The organism is Pseudomonas sp. R3.Fl (genome assembly GCF_023516765.1).
Classification (GTDB): Bacteria; Pseudomonadota; Gammaproteobacteria; order Pseudomonadales; family Pseudomonadaceae; genus Pseudomonas; species Pseudomonas citronellolis.
On sequence record NZ_JAMGSO010000001.1, the window covers coordinates 3928638 to 3945000 of the forward strand.

18 protein-coding genes and 1 pseudogene are annotated in these 16363 nt (G+C 68.2%); 5 read left to right on the forward strand and 14 right to left on the reverse strand.

Features of this window, described 5'->3' with window-relative positions:
- Positions 1-64 precede the first annotated feature (64 nt).
- On the reverse strand, positions 65-298 hold the full coding sequence (locus M8R19_RS17320) for a TIGR02647 family protein (RefSeq protein WP_249918425.1): 234 nt from the start codon (positions 296-298) through the stop codon (positions 65-67).
- 61 nt (positions 299-359) lie between these two features.
- Entirely contained in the window at positions 360-632 is a 273-nt protein-coding gene (locus tag M8R19_RS17325) for a hypothetical protein (RefSeq protein WP_074983159.1), read from the reverse strand.
- Positions 633-721: 89 nt separating this feature from the next.
- Between M8R19_RS17325 and M8R19_RS17330 the strand changes: the two genes are divergently transcribed.
- On the forward strand, positions 722-1708 hold the full coding sequence (locus tag M8R19_RS17330) for a magnesium transporter CorA family protein (protein WP_043315036.1): 987 nt from the start codon (positions 722-724) through the stop codon (positions 1706-1708).
- Between the two features lie 226 nt (positions 1709-1934).
- Positions 1935-2866 (forward strand): annotated as a pseudogene (gene ppk2 / locus M8R19_RS17335) (polyphosphate kinase 2).
- Here the strand turns inward: ppk2 and M8R19_RS17340 are convergent.
- On the reverse strand, positions 2841-3605 hold the full coding sequence (locus tag M8R19_RS17340; protein WP_249918426.1) for a hypothetical protein: 765 nt from the start codon (positions 3603-3605) through the stop codon (positions 2841-2843). The pseudogene ppk2 and the gene M8R19_RS17340 overlap by 26 nt on opposite strands.
- Positions 3606-3829: 224 nt before the next feature.
- Positions 3830-4525, reverse strand: coding sequence for a Crp/Fnr family transcriptional regulator (locus M8R19_RS17345; protein WP_043315039.1), 696 nt, complete (start codon positions 4523-4525; stop codon positions 3830-3832).
- 79 nt (positions 4526-4604) lie between these two features.
- On the opposite strand from M8R19_RS17345, the gene M8R19_RS17350 reads away from it, so the two are divergent.
- On the forward strand, positions 4605-5129 hold the full coding sequence (locus M8R19_RS17350; RefSeq protein WP_249918427.1) for an Mpo1 family 2-hydroxy fatty acid dioxygenase: 525 nt from the start codon (positions 4605-4607) through the stop codon (positions 5127-5129).
- Between the two features lie 6 nt (positions 5130-5135).
- On the opposite strand, the gene M8R19_RS17355 is transcribed toward M8R19_RS17350, so the two are convergent.
- A complete protein-coding gene (locus M8R19_RS17355) occupies positions 5136-5924 on the reverse strand; it encodes an MmyB family transcriptional regulator (protein ID WP_249918428.1) in 789 nt (262 codons plus the stop codon).
- Positions 5925-6053: 129 nt separating this feature from the next.
- Between M8R19_RS17355 and M8R19_RS17360 the strand changes: the two genes are divergently transcribed.
- Positions 6054-6458 carry a hypothetical protein gene (locus M8R19_RS17360; protein ID WP_249918429.1) on the forward strand — a complete coding sequence of 135 codons (405 nt, stop codon included), beginning with the start codon at positions 6054-6056 and terminating at the stop codon, positions 6456-6458.
- A 36-nt stretch (positions 6459-6494) separates the two neighbouring features.
- Here M8R19_RS17360 and M8R19_RS17365 read toward each other — a convergent pair whose 3' ends face one another.
- Positions 6495-7085 carry a 2-hydroxychromene-2-carboxylate isomerase gene (locus M8R19_RS17365; protein WP_249918430.1) on the reverse strand — a complete coding sequence of 197 codons (591 nt, stop codon included), beginning with the start codon at positions 7083-7085 and terminating at the stop codon, positions 6495-6497.
- Between the two features lie 29 nt (positions 7086-7114).
- A complete protein-coding gene (locus M8R19_RS17370; RefSeq protein WP_061563079.1) occupies positions 7115-7858 on the reverse strand; it encodes an SDR family oxidoreductase in 744 nt (247 codons plus the stop codon).
- Positions 7859-7957: 99 nt separating this feature from the next.
- Here M8R19_RS17370 and M8R19_RS17375 point away from each other — a divergent pair, with 99 nt between their 5' ends.
- Entirely contained in the window at positions 7958-8530 is a 573-nt protein-coding gene (locus M8R19_RS17375) for a TetR/AcrR family transcriptional regulator (RefSeq protein WP_249918431.1), read from the forward strand.
- A gap of 436 nt (positions 8531-8966) precedes the next feature.
- Here M8R19_RS17375 and M8R19_RS17380 read toward each other — a convergent pair whose 3' ends face one another.
- The 7 genes from M8R19_RS17380 to M8R19_RS17410 form a co-directional block, all read right to left on the reverse strand.
- Entirely contained in the window at positions 8967-9716 is a 750-nt protein-coding gene (locus tag M8R19_RS17380) for a sulfite exporter TauE/SafE family protein (RefSeq protein WP_249918432.1), read from the reverse strand.
- A 91-nt stretch (positions 9717-9807) separates the two neighbouring features.
- On the reverse strand, positions 9808-10797 hold the full coding sequence (locus M8R19_RS17385) for a sulfate/molybdate ABC transporter ATP-binding protein (RefSeq protein ID WP_249918433.1): 990 nt from the start codon (positions 10795-10797) through the stop codon (positions 9808-9810).
- Positions 10798-10800: 3 nt separating this feature from the next.
- The gene (cysW, locus tag M8R19_RS17390) at positions 10801-11673 is read right to left on the reverse strand and encodes a sulfate ABC transporter permease subunit CysW (protein ID WP_058070856.1); all 873 of its coding nucleotides are present in this window, start codon (positions 11671-11673) and stop codon (positions 10801-10803) included.
- Between the two features lie 10 nt (positions 11674-11683).
- Positions 11684-12502 (reverse strand): sulfate ABC transporter permease subunit CysT, encoded by an 819-nt coding sequence (cysT, locus tag M8R19_RS17395; protein ID WP_074983139.1) that lies wholly within the window; start codon positions 12500-12502, stop codon positions 11684-11686.
- An 89-nt stretch (positions 12503-12591) separates the two neighbouring features.
- Positions 12592-13590 carry a sulfate ABC transporter substrate-binding protein gene (locus M8R19_RS17400; protein WP_074983137.1) on the reverse strand — a complete coding sequence of 333 codons (999 nt, stop codon included), beginning with the start codon at positions 13588-13590 and terminating at the stop codon, positions 12592-12594.
- 89 nt (positions 13591-13679) lie between these two features.
- Positions 13680-13862, reverse strand: a complete 183-nt coding sequence (gene oscA / locus M8R19_RS17405; RefSeq protein WP_009614015.1) for a sulfur starvation response protein OscA — start codon at positions 13860-13862, stop codon at positions 13680-13682.
- A 129-nt stretch (positions 13863-13991) separates the two neighbouring features.
- The gene (locus M8R19_RS17410; protein WP_249918434.1) at positions 13992-16268 is read right to left on the reverse strand and encodes a putative bifunctional diguanylate cyclase/phosphodiesterase; all 2277 of its coding nucleotides are present in this window, start codon (positions 16266-16268) and stop codon (positions 13992-13994) included.
- Positions 16269-16363 lie beyond the last annotated feature (95 nt).

Here is a 16363-nt window from a genome sequence, read left to right on the forward strand (position 1 = left end):
CGACCGCGGCGGGGCTGTCCTTAAGGAAATGGGGCGGGCCGCCGATGGATGGCGGCCGCGGGGTTCAGGGCTTGAGGATGTTCAGCAGCACCTGGGCGTGTTCGGCGGCGTCCAGCCCCAGGCTGGTCAGGTAGCCGCCGTCGGGCTGGTCGATCAGGCCCTTGGCGTGCAATCGCCCGGCCGCAGAGATGGCCGTCGGGGCCGCGTCATGGTGGATCTTCAGGCCTGCCTGGGTGTTCTCGAGATCGAACAGGGCAAGCAATTCCAGTTCCGCTACCAGCTCTTGGGTGAAGGCCATGGCGACTCCTCGGTGGCGATGTTGCGCCAGTTTAGCCACAGCCACCCCGCGCTCGGCAAGCTCATTCCTCGCCGGGCAGCTGCGGCAATGCGCGCAGGGCCTGCTCGTACCAGGCGCCGTCGAAGGCGCGTTCCTCGGCGAGCATCGCCTGGATCTCGTGGGCCAGCACCAGGGCCATCATTTCCAGGGCCTCCTCGCGCTCGTAGCCGACCAGCGTCAGCTTGTTGAGCACCGCGCGGGCCGCCGCCGGCTCGCCGCTTTCGATCTGGTTCTCGATGGCCTGGATCAGGGTTTCTGCCGCGAAGGATTCTTCGCCGTCGTCGATGTCGCTCATGCCGGGTGGCTCCGTGCGGGCTTGTGCAGCCGGGGGAAGTTGTCCAACCTGCGCTGACCTGGATGGCCGCAGAAGGACGCGGATGCGACATGATCACCTATTACACCCTCGACGGCGACCGCTTGCAGCGCCACACCGGCGAAGTCGGCGCGGCCATGCCGGCGGGCACGCTGTGGATCGACCTGCTGCACCCCACGGAAGAGGAGGAGCGCCTGCTGGAGTCCTTCATCGAAGTGGACGTGCCGACCCGCGAGGAAATGGCCGAGATCGAGGATTCCTCGCGCTTCTACGAGAGCAAGGGCGCGCTGTACATGACCACCTCGGTGGTCAGCGGCATCCGCGAGCACCGGCCGAACACCGCCGAGGTCACCTGCGTGCTCACCCCGCAGTGGCTGGTGACGGTGCGCTACGCCGACGTGCTGTCGTTCCGCACCTTCGAGACGCGGGTGCAGCGCAGCGGCTGCAAGGGCGCCAGCGACCTGCTGTTCGTCAACCTGATGGACGCGGTGGTCGACCGCATCGCCGACGTGCTGGAGTCGGTGCAGGGCCAGTTGGACACGCTGTCGCGGGACATCTTCACCGACCACGGCGAGCTGCCCCGCTCCCGCGTGCCCAAGACCGACCTGCAGCAGATCGTCAAGCAGTTGGGGCGCACCAACTCGCTGCTGTCCAAGCTCAACGAGAGCCTGCTCAGCGTCAGCCGGCCGCTGGCCTATTTCCGCCAGAGCGGCAATGGCAACGCCTGGATCAGCGAGGAGGCGCGCCTGGGCATGAAGTCGGTGGAGCGCGACGTGCGTTCGCTGGGCGAGTACCAGTCGAAGATGTCCGGCGAGATCACCTTCCTGCTCGACGCCACCCTGGGCCTGATCAACATCGAGCAGAACAGCATCATCAAGGTGTTCTCCATCGCCGCCGTGCTGTTCCTGCCGCCGACCCTGGTGGGCACCGTGTACGGCATGAACTTCCAGCACATGCCGGAACTGGCCTGGGCCAGCGGCTACCCGCTGGCGCTGGTGGCCATGGTGGTCTCGGCGATCATCCCGTACCTCTGGTTCAAGTTCCGCGGCTGGCTGTAGCGTCGCCGGGGCGCGCGGCCTTGATATCGATCAAGATCGCCGTACCCGGCAGCTAGCAGAGTGGGGGGATTGCTCGCCCGAGCCCCATGTCTCACAGGAGGAGACCATGCCGCAGCCCGATGCCAAGAACCCGCCCGTCCTCGCTGCCCTGGAGGCCCCGACGCCGACCCGCGGCGGCGAGGAAATCCGTGCCCAGAGCCACGGCCCGGTCGCCCTGACCGTGGCCATGGCGCCGCGCGGCAGCAACGAGGATTCCGGCTCCGCCGGCCTGCCCTCGTCCTACCCCTACCGCAAACGCCTGCAGCGCAAGGAATACGAGGCGCTCAAGGCGCAGCTGCAGGTGGAACTGCTGAAGGTGCAGAGCTGGGTGAAGGAGACCGGGCAGCGCATCGTGGTGCTCTTCGAGGGCCGCGACGCCGCCGGCAAGGGCGGCACCATCAAGCGCTTCATGGAGCACCTGAACCCGCGTGGCGCGCGGGTGGTCGCCCTGGAAAAGCCCAGCGACGCGGAAAGCGGCCAGTGGTACTTCCAGCGCTACGTCCAGCACCTGCCCACCGCGGGCGAAATGGTCTTCTTCGACCGCTCCTGGTACAACCGCGCCGGCGTCGAGCGGGTGATGGGCTTCTGCACGCCGCGCCAGTACCTGGAGTTCATGCAGCAGACGCCGGAACTGGAGCGCATGCTGGTGCGCAACGGCATCCAGCTGTTCAAGTACTGGTTCTCGGTCAGCCGCGAGGAGCAGCTGCGGCGCTTCGTGTCGCGCCGCGACGACCCGCTCAAGCACTGGAAGCTGTCGCCCATCGACATCCAGTCGCTGGACCGCTGGGACGACTACACCCAGGCCAAGGAGGCGATGTTCTTCCACACCGACACCGCCGACGCGCCCTGGGTGGTGGTCAAGTCCGACGACAAGAAGCGTGCGCGGCTGAACTGCCTGCGCCACTTCCTGCACACGCTGGACTACCCCGGCAAGGACCTGGCCATCGCCCACGCCCCCGACCCGCTGCTGGTGGGGCGTGCGGCCCAGCTGGACCGCGACGAGCTGGCGCGCCCGCATGCCACGCCGCCGCTGCCGCGCCAGGTCGAGGCCAGCGAGAGCGCCCCGGCGGCCTGAGGGGCCGCCGGGCCTGCCTCACTGCGCCTGGCTCAGCTGCATGAGCTGGCCGGCCAGCTCGCGGGCGTGGCGTTCGACGATGATCGGCGCCCAGGGCCGGCCGGAGGCGCTGACCAGCGCGTTGCTCTTGCTGTTCATGTCGCCCAGGGCGGTTTCCAGGTAGTTCCAGCGCGTCTGCAGCTTGCCGCTCGCCGCGCCCGGCGGCAGGCGCGAGAGGCTGCGGCTGATCAGCGGCAGCAGCGTCTTCTCGTCCTGGCCGAGGTAGCTCTGCGGCGCCTCGCGGGCGATCTCCAGCACGCCCAGGTAGGAACGCGCCAGGTACTGCACGGAAAGGTATTCGATGCGCACCGGCACCTGCCACAGCGGCAGCTCATCGGTCCCGGAGGGTGGCACGAAGCGCTCGACCTGGCCGAGGAACTCGCGCAGGGCGCGGCTCAGGTCCGGCAGGTAGGTCCAGGGCAGGTCCTCCTCTTTCGGGCCATAGGTGGTGCCGGCCTGGATCTGCGCGAGCAGCGCCTGGTGGGCCTTGCGCAGGCCGTCGTCGGCCTTGGCGTAGCTTTTGACCGCTGCGTCCAGGGCGGCCAGGTCGGCCTTCAGCTGGTTGGCGTGGTTCTCCTGGAAGCCTTCGCCGCGCAACAGCATCAGGCTGCCCAGGGCCCGGCAGGCGTCGACCTGCATGGCCTGCAGCTGTTGCTCGTCGCTGGGCAGGTTGGCCCGGGCGGGCAGGGCGAGGAGGGTGAGAACACAGACGAACAGGTACTGCAGGAGGTATTTGCGGTGCATGGCGGGAGTTTCCCTGTTGTTCTTGTTGGCCGCCTGGCCACGCCTTGGCGGGCGTGGGTGATTTCGCGAACAGCGCCGGCCTTGCCTGGCCGGCCGGTTTCCTGCGAGGGGTCACCGTACCGGGGCGCGCTCCCCCTGGCGCCCCGCCCGATGCTCCGGGCCAGCAAAGGCTAGCGCCTGTGTTGGCCGTTGCAACTGATCGAAAGAGTGATTTGCCGACGGCGTCATGCTTCCTCGCCCGCTGCCAGGCGCAGGCCATGGGCGTCGAGGATCTCGATGCCGGCGTAGCTCAGGCGCAGCACGCCGCGGGCTTCCAGCTCCTTGAGCAGGTGGTTGGTGGTCTGCCGCGACAGCCCGAGCATGGCCGCCAGCTGTTCCTGGGGCAGGTGCAGCTCGCGCTGGCTGGCCTGCGCCTCGCCGTAGCTGGCGGCCAGCATCAGCAGGCGCCGCGCCAGGCGCTGGGCGGCCGGCAGCAGGGCCTGCTCTTCCAGCACGGTGAAGGCCAGGCGCAGCTTGTGGCTCATCAGCAGGGCGAAGTCGCGCCAGTACTGCGGCTTTTCGGCGAGCAGCGCGTGCAGCGCCGGCAGCGGCACCTGCAGCAGGGTGGTGGGGCCTTCGGCGTAGGCGTCGTGGGTGCGCGGCTGGCCGTCGAACAGGCAGATCTCGCCGAACCAGTTGGGCGCTTCCACCAGGGCCAGCAGCGCCTCCTTGCCGCTGGCGCCCACCGCGCCGACGCGCATTCTTCCTTCGACCACGCAATACAGCCCGCAGGGGGCGTCGCCGCGGGCGAACAGGCGCTGCCCGGCGGGCAGGCGGCGGACGATGGCGGCCTGGCCGAGGGCTTCGCGCAGTTCGGCGGGCAGGTGCTGGAACCAGCGGCCGGAGGCGATGCGTTGCAGGCAGTCGGCGGTGTCGGGCATGGGCTTTGTCGGCTAGTTGACAGAGTGGTACGGCAGTCCAAGCCATGATGCCAGTACCTTGCCCGAGAACGACAGAACAATGAAAACACTCGTCGACCACCTGGCGCAGTACGCGGCCTACCACCGCGACCGGCGCAACATCCTCAGCCACTTCATCGGCATCCCGATGATCGTCCTGTCCATCGCCGTGCTGCTGTCGCGCCCGGGTCTTGAGGTCGGCGGCCTGCTGCTGGCCCCGGCGACCCTGCTGGCGCTGGCCGCGCTGGCGTTCTACCTGCGCCTGGACCTGCGCTTTGGCGTGCTCATGGGCGTGCTCCTGGCGCTGTCGCTGTGGGCCGGCGCGGTGCTGGCCGCGGGCTCCACAGCCAGTTGGCTGGCCTGGGGCATCGGCCTGTTCGTGGTGGGCTGGGTGATCCAGTTCGTCGGCCACTGGTACGAGGGGCGCAAGCCGGCCTTCGTCGACGACCTGGTGGGGCTGGTGGTCGGCCCGCTGTTCGTCGCCGCCGAGGCGGCCTTCCTGCTCGGCCTGCGCGACGAGGTGCGCCACGCCGTGGAAGAGCGCGCCGGGCCGACCTGCATCCGCGAGCGCAAGGCGGCTGCCTGATCTCTCCTAGCCCGCGCCGGTGAGCCGGCGCAGGATTTCCGCGCTGCGCGCATCGGCGGGGAAGAAGGTCTCCAGCGCCAGTTCCGAGAGCGTCACGTCCACCGGCGTGCCGAACACCGTGATGGTGCCGATCAGGCTGAGCACGCCCAGCTCGGTGTTCAGTTGCACCGGTATCAGCACCATGTCGCCGCTGGCCTGCTCTTCGTGGGGCGGCGCCGGGTAGAGCGCGAGTTCATCGCGCAGGGCCTGCAACTGCGGGTCGCCGCTGGCGTCGATGTCCCGCTGCAGGCGCGCCATCACGTGCGCCTTCCACGGTCCCAGGTTGAGAATGTTCGGCGCCAGGCCGCGCGGGTGCAGGCTCATGCGCAGCACGTTGCAGGGCGCGGCGAGCAGCTCGGGGGCCACGCCGATGAGGAAGACGCTCACCGCGTGGTTGGAGGCCAGCAGGTTCCAGTGGCGGTCCACCACCATCGCCGGGTTCGGCTCGTGGGCCTTGAGCAACTGGTCGATGGCCTGCCGCGCCACGGTCAGCGCCGGGTCGTCCAGCGTCCGCTCGGAATACACCGGCGCGTAGCCGGCGGCGCCGAGCAGGCGGTTGCGCTCGCGCAGCGGGATGTCCAACTGTTCGGCCAGGTGCAGGAGCATCTCGCGGCTGGGCAGGGCGCGGCCGGTCTCGACGAAGCTCAGGTGGCGCGTGGAGATGTCCGCGTCGCAGGCCAGGTCGAGCTGGCTGAGGCGGCGGCGCTGGCGCCATTGGCGCAGCAGGGCGCCGACGGGGAGGGTTTGGCTGTCCATGGGAACGAACGATAGACCTCCGTCCGGGGCCCGGCCATTACCTGGCAGGTAATCGACGCTGTGCCCGCCGCGGCGGATTCTTCGGCCAGGTGCCGCGGACCGGCGGCGCTTCGTTCAGGAGGATTCGCCATGACTCTGCTGCAACCGTCCCCGCTGCTCCGCCGTTCCCTGCAACTCGACGCCCTCGCCGGCGGCGCCACCGGCCTGCTGCTGGCGCTGGCCGCCAACCCGCTGAGCGAACTGTTCGGCCTGCCCGCCGTACTGCTGATGGTGGCCGGCATCGTGCTGCTGCCCTTCGCCCTGGTGCTGGCCTGGATGGCCAATAGCGAACTGCTGTCGCGCATCGGCGTCTGGGCGGTGATCGTCGCCAACCTGCTGTGGGTGCTGGAAAGCCTGTTCCTGCTGCTCAGCGGCTGGGTGCAGCCGACCGTGCTGGGCTGCGCCTTCGTCATCGGCCAGGCGCTGGTGGTCGGGGTGTTGGCGGAACTGGAGTTCTTCGGCCTGCGCCGCTCCGCCGTGCTCCATGGCCTGTGAGGCGCGAGGGGCGGCCTTGCGGGGCCGCCCTTCGCCTCAGGCCAGCGCCTCGCGGACGAAGTCCAGGCGGTCCTGGCCGAAGAACATCTGGTCGCCGACGAACATGGTCGGCGCGCCGAACATGCCGCGCTTGATGGCCGCCTCGGTGTTGGCCTTGAGCGCGTCCTTCACTTCCTGGTCCGCCGCCAGCGCCAGCAGCGCCTGCGGCTCGAAGCCGGCCTCGGCCAGCAGCGGGCCCAGCACCGCCGCGTCGCCCAGGTTCAGGGCGTCCACCCACATGCCCTTGAACACGCAGGCCAGCAGCGCCGCGAAGCGTTCCGGCTGGCGCAGTTGCACGCCGGTGGCGGCGCGCATCAGCAGCAGGGTGTTGATCGGGAAGTGCGGGTTCATCTTCAGCGGCACGCCGTAGCGGCGGGCGAAGCGTTGCATGTCGATCAGGGTATAGCGGCCCTTGGCCGGGACGGCGATGGGCGAGACGTTGCCGGTAGCCTGGAACACCCCGCCCAGCAGCACCGGGCGGTAGACCAGCTTGGCGCCGGCTTCGGCGCAGATGCCCGGCAGCTGGGTGTAGGCCAGGTAGGAGGTGGGGCTGCCGAAGTCGAAGTAGAACTCGACGCTTTTGCTCATGGGTGATCCCTCTTTGTTGTCGTTGTGGATTACCAGCGTTCCATCCAGGGGCGCAGATCCAGCTCGAAGGTCCAGGCGTCGCGCGGCTGGCTATGCAGGTACCAGTAGTTGTCGGCGATGTGCTCGGGATCGAGGATGCCGTCCTGGTCTTTCTGCGCGTACTTCTCCGGGAAGTTGTCGCGGATGAACTCGGTGTCGATGGCGCCGTCCACCACCACGTGGGCCACGTGCAGGCCCATGGGCCCCAACTCGCGGGCCATGCTCTGGGCCAGGGCGCGGATGCCGTGCTTGGCCCCGGCGAAGGCGGCGAATCCGGCAGCGCCACGCAGGCCGGCGGTGGCGCCGGTGAAGAGGAGGGTGCCGCGCTGGCGCGCGACCATGCGCCGGGCCACCGCCTGGCCGGTGAGGAAGCCGGAGAAGCAGGCCATTTCCCAGATCTTGAAGTACTTGCGCGCGGTCTCGTCGAGGATGCTGCAGGGCACGTTGGCGCCGATGTTGAAGACGAAGGCCTCGATGGGGCCGATGTCGCGCTCGATGGTCTCCACCAGTTCAGCCACCTGCTCCTCCTTGCGCGCGTCCGAGGCGAAGCCGTGGGCCTCGCCGCCTTCGGCGCGGATGGCGTCGACCAGCGGTTGCAGCTTGTCCGCCGAGCGGCGGGTGACGCAGGCGACGTAGCCCTCGCGGGCGAAGCGGCGGGCGATGGCGCCGCCGGTGGCGTCCCCGGCGCCGATCACCAGCACCACTTTCTTTTCGTTGGGGGAGGCAGCGCTCATGGTTCGTTTCCTCTGTTTGTTATGGGTAAACGATCGTTTGGTAAACGAACGTTATGTTATGCTTCCGGCAGCCGTCAAGCCGTTTCCGGAGCCCACGCCATGCGCTACTCAGCCAGCCACAAGGAAGAAACCCGCCAGCGCCTGCTGGAGAGCAGCGGCGCCATCGCCAAGCGCGAAGGCTTCGCCAGCGTCGGCGTGGACGCGCTGATGAAGGCGGTGGGGCTGAGCGGCGGGGCCTTCTACAACCACTTCCCGTCCAAGGATGCGCTGTTCGCCGCCATCGTCGAACGCGAACTGACGCGCAGCGCCGAGCGCCTGGGCAAGGCCGGCGACAGCCACGGCCGCGAGCGCCTGGAGCGCTGCCTGCAGCGCTACCTGACGCTGGCCCACGTGCAGAACGTCGACGGCGGCTGCGCCATTCCCGCCCTGGGCGCGGACATCGCCCGCGCCGACGAGCAGGTGCGCGGCACGGTGGAGGCGGCGATGCTCGGGCTGCAGCAGGCCTGGGCCGAGGAGCTGGGGAATGTGGAGGATGCGTGGGCGATGCTTGCCCAGTGCGTCGGGGCGTTGTTGCTGGCGCGGATGACGGCGAGTGAGGAGACGCAGCGGGCGATCATCGAGTCGAGTAAAGCGTTCCTGCTGCGGCGGTTGGAGGATGGGGTTTCTTCGTAGGAGCGAGCTTGTTCGCGAACGGTGCCTCCCGGAAACATCGGTACCAATCTGAACGCCGCCCCTCTCCCCAGCCCTCTCCCTGAAGGGAGAGGGGGCTAGTCCGTGCCGGCGTGAAGGCCGTGCCTCATGGAGGTATCAGGCGTTATGCGTAGTGTCAGGGAGAGCTGAAAAATCAGCACACGCCGAACGGCCCCTCTCCCTGAAGGGAGAAGGGGCTAGTCCGTGCCGGCGCGAAGGCCGTGCCTCATGGAGGTATCAGGCTTTATGCATAGCGTCAGGGAGAGCTGAAGCATCAGCACACGCCGAACGGCCCCCTCTCCCTTCAGGGAGAGGGCTGGGGAGAGGGAGCGGAGTCAATCCAAAGCACCGTAGCCAGAGGGAAACACCATTCGCGAGCAAGCTCGCTCCTACGAAAAGCCCCCAGAGCCCCAGGGCCTCAGAGCCCGCGCAGGGCGAGGTCCGCACCAAGCAACAACAACCCGCCGAAGAAGCACCGGCGGAAGGCCGTCGGGCTGATGCGGTTGCGCAGCCACTGCCCCAGGTACATCCCTGCCAACGCCGGCAGCAGCGCCAGCAATGACACCCCCAATACCGAGGCATGCAACAGCGAGCCCTGCTGCCCGAGGGTGAGCGCCAGGGCCAGGGTGGAGACGGTGAAGGACAGCCCGAGGGCCTGCACCAGGTCGTCCTTCTCCAGGCCCAGGGCCTGCAGGTAGGGCACCGCGGGGATCACGAAGACGCCGGTGACCGCGGTGACGGCGCCGGTGGCCAGGCCGATCAGCGGCGACAGCCAGGGCTCGTGTGTCGGCGCCACCTGGAAGCGCTTCGCCGACAGCCCGAGCAGCGCGTAGAGGACCAGCGCCACGCCCAGCAGCGGTGTGGCCGCCGCCCAGTGCTCGCCGCCCAGCCACCAACCTACCGCCAGGGTGCCGGCGACGATGCCGGCGAGCATGCCCCACATCCGCCTGAGCAGCCCGAGGAAGCGCGGCCCGGCGGCCAGTTGCCAGACGTTGGTGACGGTGGAGGGCACCACCAGGATGGCCGCCGCCTGCATCGGCGGCATCACCAGCCCGAGCAGGCCGACCGCCACCGTCGGCAGGCCGAGGCCGACCACGCCCTTGACCAGGCCGGCGAGGAGGAAGGTGAGGACGATCAGGTCCAGGTGCGCGGGCAGCGAGTCGAACATGGGCGGGCCTTGCCTAGGCGGTGGAGCGGGGCAGGATAGCCGCAAACGAAAAACCCCGCCGCGGCGGGGTTCTTCTTCAACGGGTGGCGGCTCAGATATTGGCCACCTGCTGGTAGGCCTTGGGCTTGAAGTACAGCGTCTCGCCGCGGGCCAGGCCGACCAGGCTGTCGTGGTCCTTGACCACTTCGGCCTCGATCAGCTCGTCCTGGCCGTCAACCTTCAGCGTCACCCGGGTGATCGCGCCCAGCGGGCGGATGTCGCGGACTTCCGCCGCGCGGTGCGCTTCCACCGCCTGGCGCGACAGCGAGACCTCGTGCGGGCGGAACAGCACGTGCTCGTCGTTGCCCAGGTGCAGGCGGTTGGAGTCGCCGAGGAAGTGGTAGACGAAGTCGCTGGCCGGGTTCTCGTAGACCTCGCCCGGCGAGCCGATCTGCTCGATCACGCCCTTGTTCATCACCACGATGCGGTCGGCGACTTCCATGGCCTCTTCCTGGTCGTGGGTGACGAACACGCTGGTGAGGTTGATCTCCTCGTGCAGGCGCGCCAGCCAGCGGCGCAATTCCTTGCGCACCTTGGCGTCGAGGGCGCCGAAGGGCTCGTCCAGCAGCAGGATCTTCGGCTCCACCGCCAGCGCGCGGGCCAGGGCGATGCGCTGGCGCTGGCCGCCGGAGAGCTGCTCCGGGTAGCGGTCGGCGAGCCAGTCCAGCTGCACCATGTTCAGCAGCTCGTGGACCTTCTCGGCGATGCGGGTTTCGCTCGGGCGCTCCTTCTTGGCCTTCATGCGCAGGCCGAAGGCGACGTTGTCGAACACCGTCATGTGGCGGAACAGCGCGTAGTGCTGGAACACGAAGCCGACGTTGCGGTCGCGCACGTCGTGCTGCGAGACGTCCTCGCCGTGGAACACGATGTTGCCGGCGTCCGGCGTCTCCAGGCCGGCGATGATCCGCAGCAGGGTGGTCTTGCCGCAGCCGGAGGGGCCGAGCAGGGCCACCAGCTCGCCGCTGTGGATGTCCAGGTTGATGTCGTCGAGCGCCTTGAAGGCGTTGAAGTTCTTGCTGACGTTACGGATTTCGATACTCATGGCTTATTCCTCGTCAGCTTTGACTTTCAATCGGGACAGGCGCGACTCGCTCCACTGCTTGAGCAACAGGATGACCAGGGCCATCAGCAGCAGCAGGGTGGCGACGCTGAAAGCGGCGACGTGATTGTATTCGTTGTAGAGGATCTCGACGTGCAGCGGCAGGGTGTTGGTGACGCCGCGGATGTGCCCGGAAACCACCGACACCGCGCCGAACTCGCCCATAGCCCGCGCGGTGCACAGCACCACGCCGTAGATCAGGCCCCATTTGATGTTCGGCAGGGTCACGTGCCAGAACATCTGCCAGCCGTTGGCGCCGAGCAGGCGCGCGGCCTCTTCCTCCTGGGTGCCCTGTTCCTGCATCAGCGGGATCAGTTCGCGGGCGACGAAGGGGAAGGTGACGAAGATGGTGGCCAGGACGATGCCGGGCACGGCGAAGACGATCTGGATGTCGTGGTCGCTGAGCCACGGCCCGAAGTAGCCCTGGGCGCCGAACAGCAGCACGTAGATCAGGCCGGCGATCACCGGCGAGACCGAGAACGGCAGGTCGATCAGCGTCACCAGGATGCTCTTGCCGGGGAACTCGAACTTGGTCACGCACCAGGCGGCGGCCACGCCGAACACCAGGTTCAGCGGCACCGAGATGCCCACGGCAATCAGCGTGAGTTTCAGCGCGGCCAAGGCGTCGGGCTCGACGATAGCCTCGAGGAAGGTGCCGAAGCCCTGCTTCAGCGCCTCGCTCAGGACCACGAACAGCGGCATCAGCAGGAACAGGGCGAAGGCCAGCCAGGCCAGGCCGATGAGCGCCCGGCGGCCCCAGGGGTTGCCACGCCGGGCGGCGTTCGCCGCTTGTGCGGTGGAAAGCGTTGCGGAACTCATGGCGCGCTCCTTACGGGGTCTCGATGCGGCGTTGCAGCAGGTTGATCAGCAGCAGCAGGACGAAGGCCACCACCAGCATCAGCACGCCGATGGCGGTGGCGCCGGTGTAGTCGTACTGGTCCAGCTTGACCATGATCAGCAACGGCAGGATCTCGGTCTTCATCGGCATGTTGCCGGCGATGAAGATCACCGAGCCGTACTCGCCGACGCCGCGGGCGAAGGCCAGGGCGAAACCGGTCAGCCAGGCCGGCAGCAGCGCCGGCAGCAGCACGTGGCGGAACACCTGCAGCGGCTTGGCGCCCAGGCAGGCGGCGGCTTCCTCGACCTCGCGGGGGATGTCCGCCAGCACCGGCTGCACCGTGCGCACCACGAAGGGCAGGACCACGAAGGTCAGCGCCAGGGTGATGCCCAGCGGGGTGTAGGCGATCTTGAAGCCCAGCTCGGTGGCGAAGCGGCCGATCATGCCGTTGGGGGCGTAGAGCGCGGTCAGGGCGATGCCGGCCACGGCGGTGGGCAGGGCGAAGGGCAGGTCGATCATGGCGTCGATGATCTTGCGCCCGGGGAACCGGTAGCGCACCAGCACCCAGGCCAGCAGGGTGCCGATCACGCCGTTGATCAGGGCGGCGATCAGCGCGGTGCCGAAGCTCAGCTTGAGCGCGGCGAGCACGCGCGGGGCGGTGATGATGGTCCAGAACTGTTCCCAGGTGAGCTCGGTGGTCTTGAGGAACAGGGCCCCCAGCGGAATCAGCACCAACAGGCTGAGATACACCAGGGTGTAGCCCAGAGTCAGCCCGAAGCCGGGTATGACCGGGGAGATGCGTCGTGACATTGAAACCTCTCGGTTAGCTACAAGCCGAAAGCCACAAGCGGCAAGCGAGCTGTTTGCAGCTTATGGCTCGCCGCTTGTGGCTGCGCGGTTCACTGCGCCTGGTAGATCTTGTCGAAGATGCCACCGTCGTTGAAGAACTTCGGCTGCGCGACCTTCCAGCCGCCGAAGTCCTTGTCGATGGTCACCAGGTCCAGTTTCGGGAACTGGTTGGCGAACTCGGCGGCGACCTTGGCGTTGCGCGGGCGGTAGAAGTTCTGCGCGGCGATGCGCTGGCCTTCCTCGCTGTACAGGTACTTCAGGTATTCCTCGGCGACCTTGCGGGTGCCCTTCTTGTCGACGGTCTTGTCGACCACCGCCACCGGCGGCTCGGCCAGGATGGACAGCGAGGGTACGACGATTTCGAAGTTCTCGCCGCCCTGTTCCTTCTTGGCCAGGAAGGCTTCGTTCTCCCAGGCCAGCAGCACGTCGCCGATGTTGTTGTTGACGAAGGTGATGGTCGAGCCGCGGGCGCCGGTGTCCAGCACGGGCACGTGCTTGTACAGGTCCTTGACGTAGTCCTGGGCCTTGTCGTCGCTACCGTACTGCTTCTTCGCCCAGGCCCAGGCGGCCAGGAAGTTCCAGCGGGCGCCGCCGGAGGTCTTCGGGTTCGGGGTGATGACCTCGACGCCCGGCTTGGTCAGGTCGGCCCAGTCCTTGATGCCCTTGGGGTTGCCCTTGCGCACCAGGAACACGATGGTCGAGGTGTAGGGAGTGCTGTTGTCCGGCAGGCGCGCCTGCCAGTCGGCCGGCAGCAGGTTGCCGAGCTTGTGCAGTTCGTCGATGTCGCCGGCCAGGGCCAGGGTCACCACGTCGGCCTTCAGGCCGTCGATGACCGCGCGGGCCTGCTTGCCGGAGCCGCCGTGGGATTGCTGCACGGTCAGGTCGTCGCCGCCCTGGGCCTTCCAGTGCTTGATGAAGGCCGCGTTGTAGGCCTGGTACAGCTCGCGGGTCGGGTCGTAGGAGACGTTCAGCAGTTGGGTGGCCGCGGCCGCGGGGCCGGCGATCAAGGCGCTGGCCAGGGCGGCCAGGGCGAAACGGCGGATGGACATGTGCAGCTCCTGGATACGAATCTTCAGTGTTGTGCTTGTTGGCGTGTTCTTATCGGGGGCGTCGCGGTGGGGCGCATGGGCCCCGGGGGTCAGCTCTGGCGGCTGGCGGGCTGCTGCAGGCGGAACTTCTCCTTGCGCTCGATCTGCACCACCTGGCCGTTGTGCACGGTGATCTCGACGGCGCCGAAACGCAGACCGCGCAGGGCGCTCTGCACTTCACGCAGGATGTTGGCTTCGTCCTGGCCTTCCAGGCTACGGAGGGTTGCGCTCATGATCTGGGCTCCTTGGTGGGCTTCGCCGGGCCGTCCCGGATGGGCGGCGCGTGCGGTGTGAGCGCATCTTAGGCAGGAGTCGAATATTCTTAAAAATACTATTTAAGAATTTTTATATTCCACCAGGTTTTAATTCGATTCGGTCGCCGTCGCCCGGGCCCAGGGCAGCTCGTCGGCCGGCTGCGGACGGCCGTACCAGTAGCCCTGGCCGAAGTCGCAGGCGTGGTCGAGGAGGAAGGCCGCCTGGTCCGGGCGCTCGATGCCCTCGGCCACCACGCTCAGGCCCATGCTGCGGGCCAGGGCGATGATGGCGCGGGCGATGGCGGCGTCCTCGGCATCGCCGGGCAGGCCGGCGACGAAGCCCTGGTCGATCTTCAGTTTCTGCACCGGCATGCGTTTCAGGCGCATCAGCGAGGAATAGCCGGTGCCGAAGTCGTCGATCGCCAGTTGCACGCCCAGCGCCCGCAGGCGCTGCAGCAGGGCCACCGACTGGTCGATGTTCTGCATGATGGCGCTCTCGGTCACTTCCAGCTCCAGGTGCCGCGGCTGCAGGCCGCTTTCCTGCAGGGCGCGGGCCACGCGCTGTTCCAGGCCGTCGCGGCCGAACAGGCGGCTGGACAGGTTCACCGCGACGAAATCCAGCGCCACGCCGTCGTCCAGCCACTGGCGCATCTGCCGGCAGGCCTGGTCCAGCACCCAGGCGTCGATGGCGGCGATCAGCCCGCATTCCTCGGCCACCGGGATGAATTCGCAGGGCGGCACCAGGCCGCGCTGCGGGTGCTGCCAGCGCACCAGCGACTCCACCCCGACCACCTGGCCGCTGGCCAGGTCGTGCACCGGCTGGTAGTACACGCGCAGCTCGTCGTGTTCCAGCGCCTGGCGCAGGGCGGCTTCCACCTGCACGTGGGAACGCGCGCGGGCGGTCAGCTCCGGGGTGTAGAAGGCGTACAGGTTGCGCCCGCTGGCCTTGGCCTGGAACAGCGCGGCATCGGCGTGGCGCAGCAGGTGGTCGACGTCGCGGGCATCGTCGGGGAACAGGCTGACGCCCATGCTGGCGGAGATGTAGATCGGCTGGCCCTGCACCTCGAAGGGCGCGTGCATGGCCTCCAGCAGGCGCTGGGCGAGGCTGCTGGCGTGGTGCGGCTGCTGGCTCTCCAGGACCACGGCGAACTCGTCGCCGCCCAGGCGCGCCAGGGAGGCGTGCTCGTCGAGGCAGCCGCGCAGGCGCTCGGCCACCGTCTTGACCAGCTGGTCGCCGGCGCTGTGGCCGAGGCTGTCGTTGACGTGCTTGAAGTGGTCCAGGTCGAGCAGCAGCAGGGCGCCGCTGCCCTGTTCGCGGTCGGCGCGGGCCAGGGCCTGCTCGATGCGCTCGCGCAGCAGCAGGCGGTTGGGCAGCCCGGTGAGCGGGTCGTGGTGGGCGAGGAAGTCCAGCTCGTGCTGCGAGCGCTTGATGCTGCTGAGGTCGGAGAACACCGCGACGTAGTGCGTCAGGCGCCCCTGCTCGTCGTGCACGGCGCAGATGTGCTGCCACTGCGGGTACACCTCGCCGCTCTTGCGCCGGTTCCAGATTTCCCCGCACCACAGGCCTTCGCTGTTCAGGGCCTGCCACATGCGCTGGTAGAAGGCGTCGTCCTGGCGCCCGGACTTGAGCATCGAGGGATTGCGCCCCACCACCTCGTCGGTGCTGTAGCCGGTGATGCGCTGGAACGACGGGTTGACGTGGAGGATCACGCCCTTGTCGTCGGTCACCAGCAGGCCTTCCTGAGTCGCCTCGAACACCGCCGCGGCCTGGCGCAGGTGGTCGTTGGCCTCGCGCTGCTCGGTGACGTCGCGGCTGATGCCGGTCATGCGCAGCGGCTCGCCGTCGTGGCCGCCGCTCAGGCGCGCGCGGGCATGCACCCAGCGGTAGCTGCCGTCGGCGTGGCGCAGGCGGTAGGTGCATTCCAGGCGCTGGCTGCGCCGTTGCAGCAGGTCGCGGTGCTGGGCCAGCACGCTGTCGCGGTCGTCCGGGTGCAGCCGCCGTTCCCAGGCCTCGAAGCTGTCGCCCAGTTCCGCCTCGCTCAGGCCGGTCATCCGCGCGTAGCCGGGCGAGTAGAACACCTGGTGGCGCTCGACGTCCCATTCCCAGAGGCCGTCGTCCAGGGCGTCCAGGGCCCGTTCGAAGCGCCGTTCGCTGCTCTCGCGGGCGGCGAAGGTGCGCTGCATCCACTTGAACTGCCGGGCCAGCAGCAGGAACAGCACGCCGGCGCTGATGGCAAAGAAAAGATACTTTTTCGCCACCAGCCAGGGCAGCAGGTCAGCGTCGCCGACCGCCAGGCGCAACAACTGGTCGCTCGTAAGCCCCCATAAGCAGGCGAACAGCAGGTACAGCAAACAGATGCGGAGGGCACTCGGGCGTGGATTCATTATCGCGAGGGGAGCGAGTTATTGGCTGCGCAGTATAGAGGATGGCCATTGGCCCCTGTTCATATCAAAAAGACCGGATGGTTTTCCCGCCACGC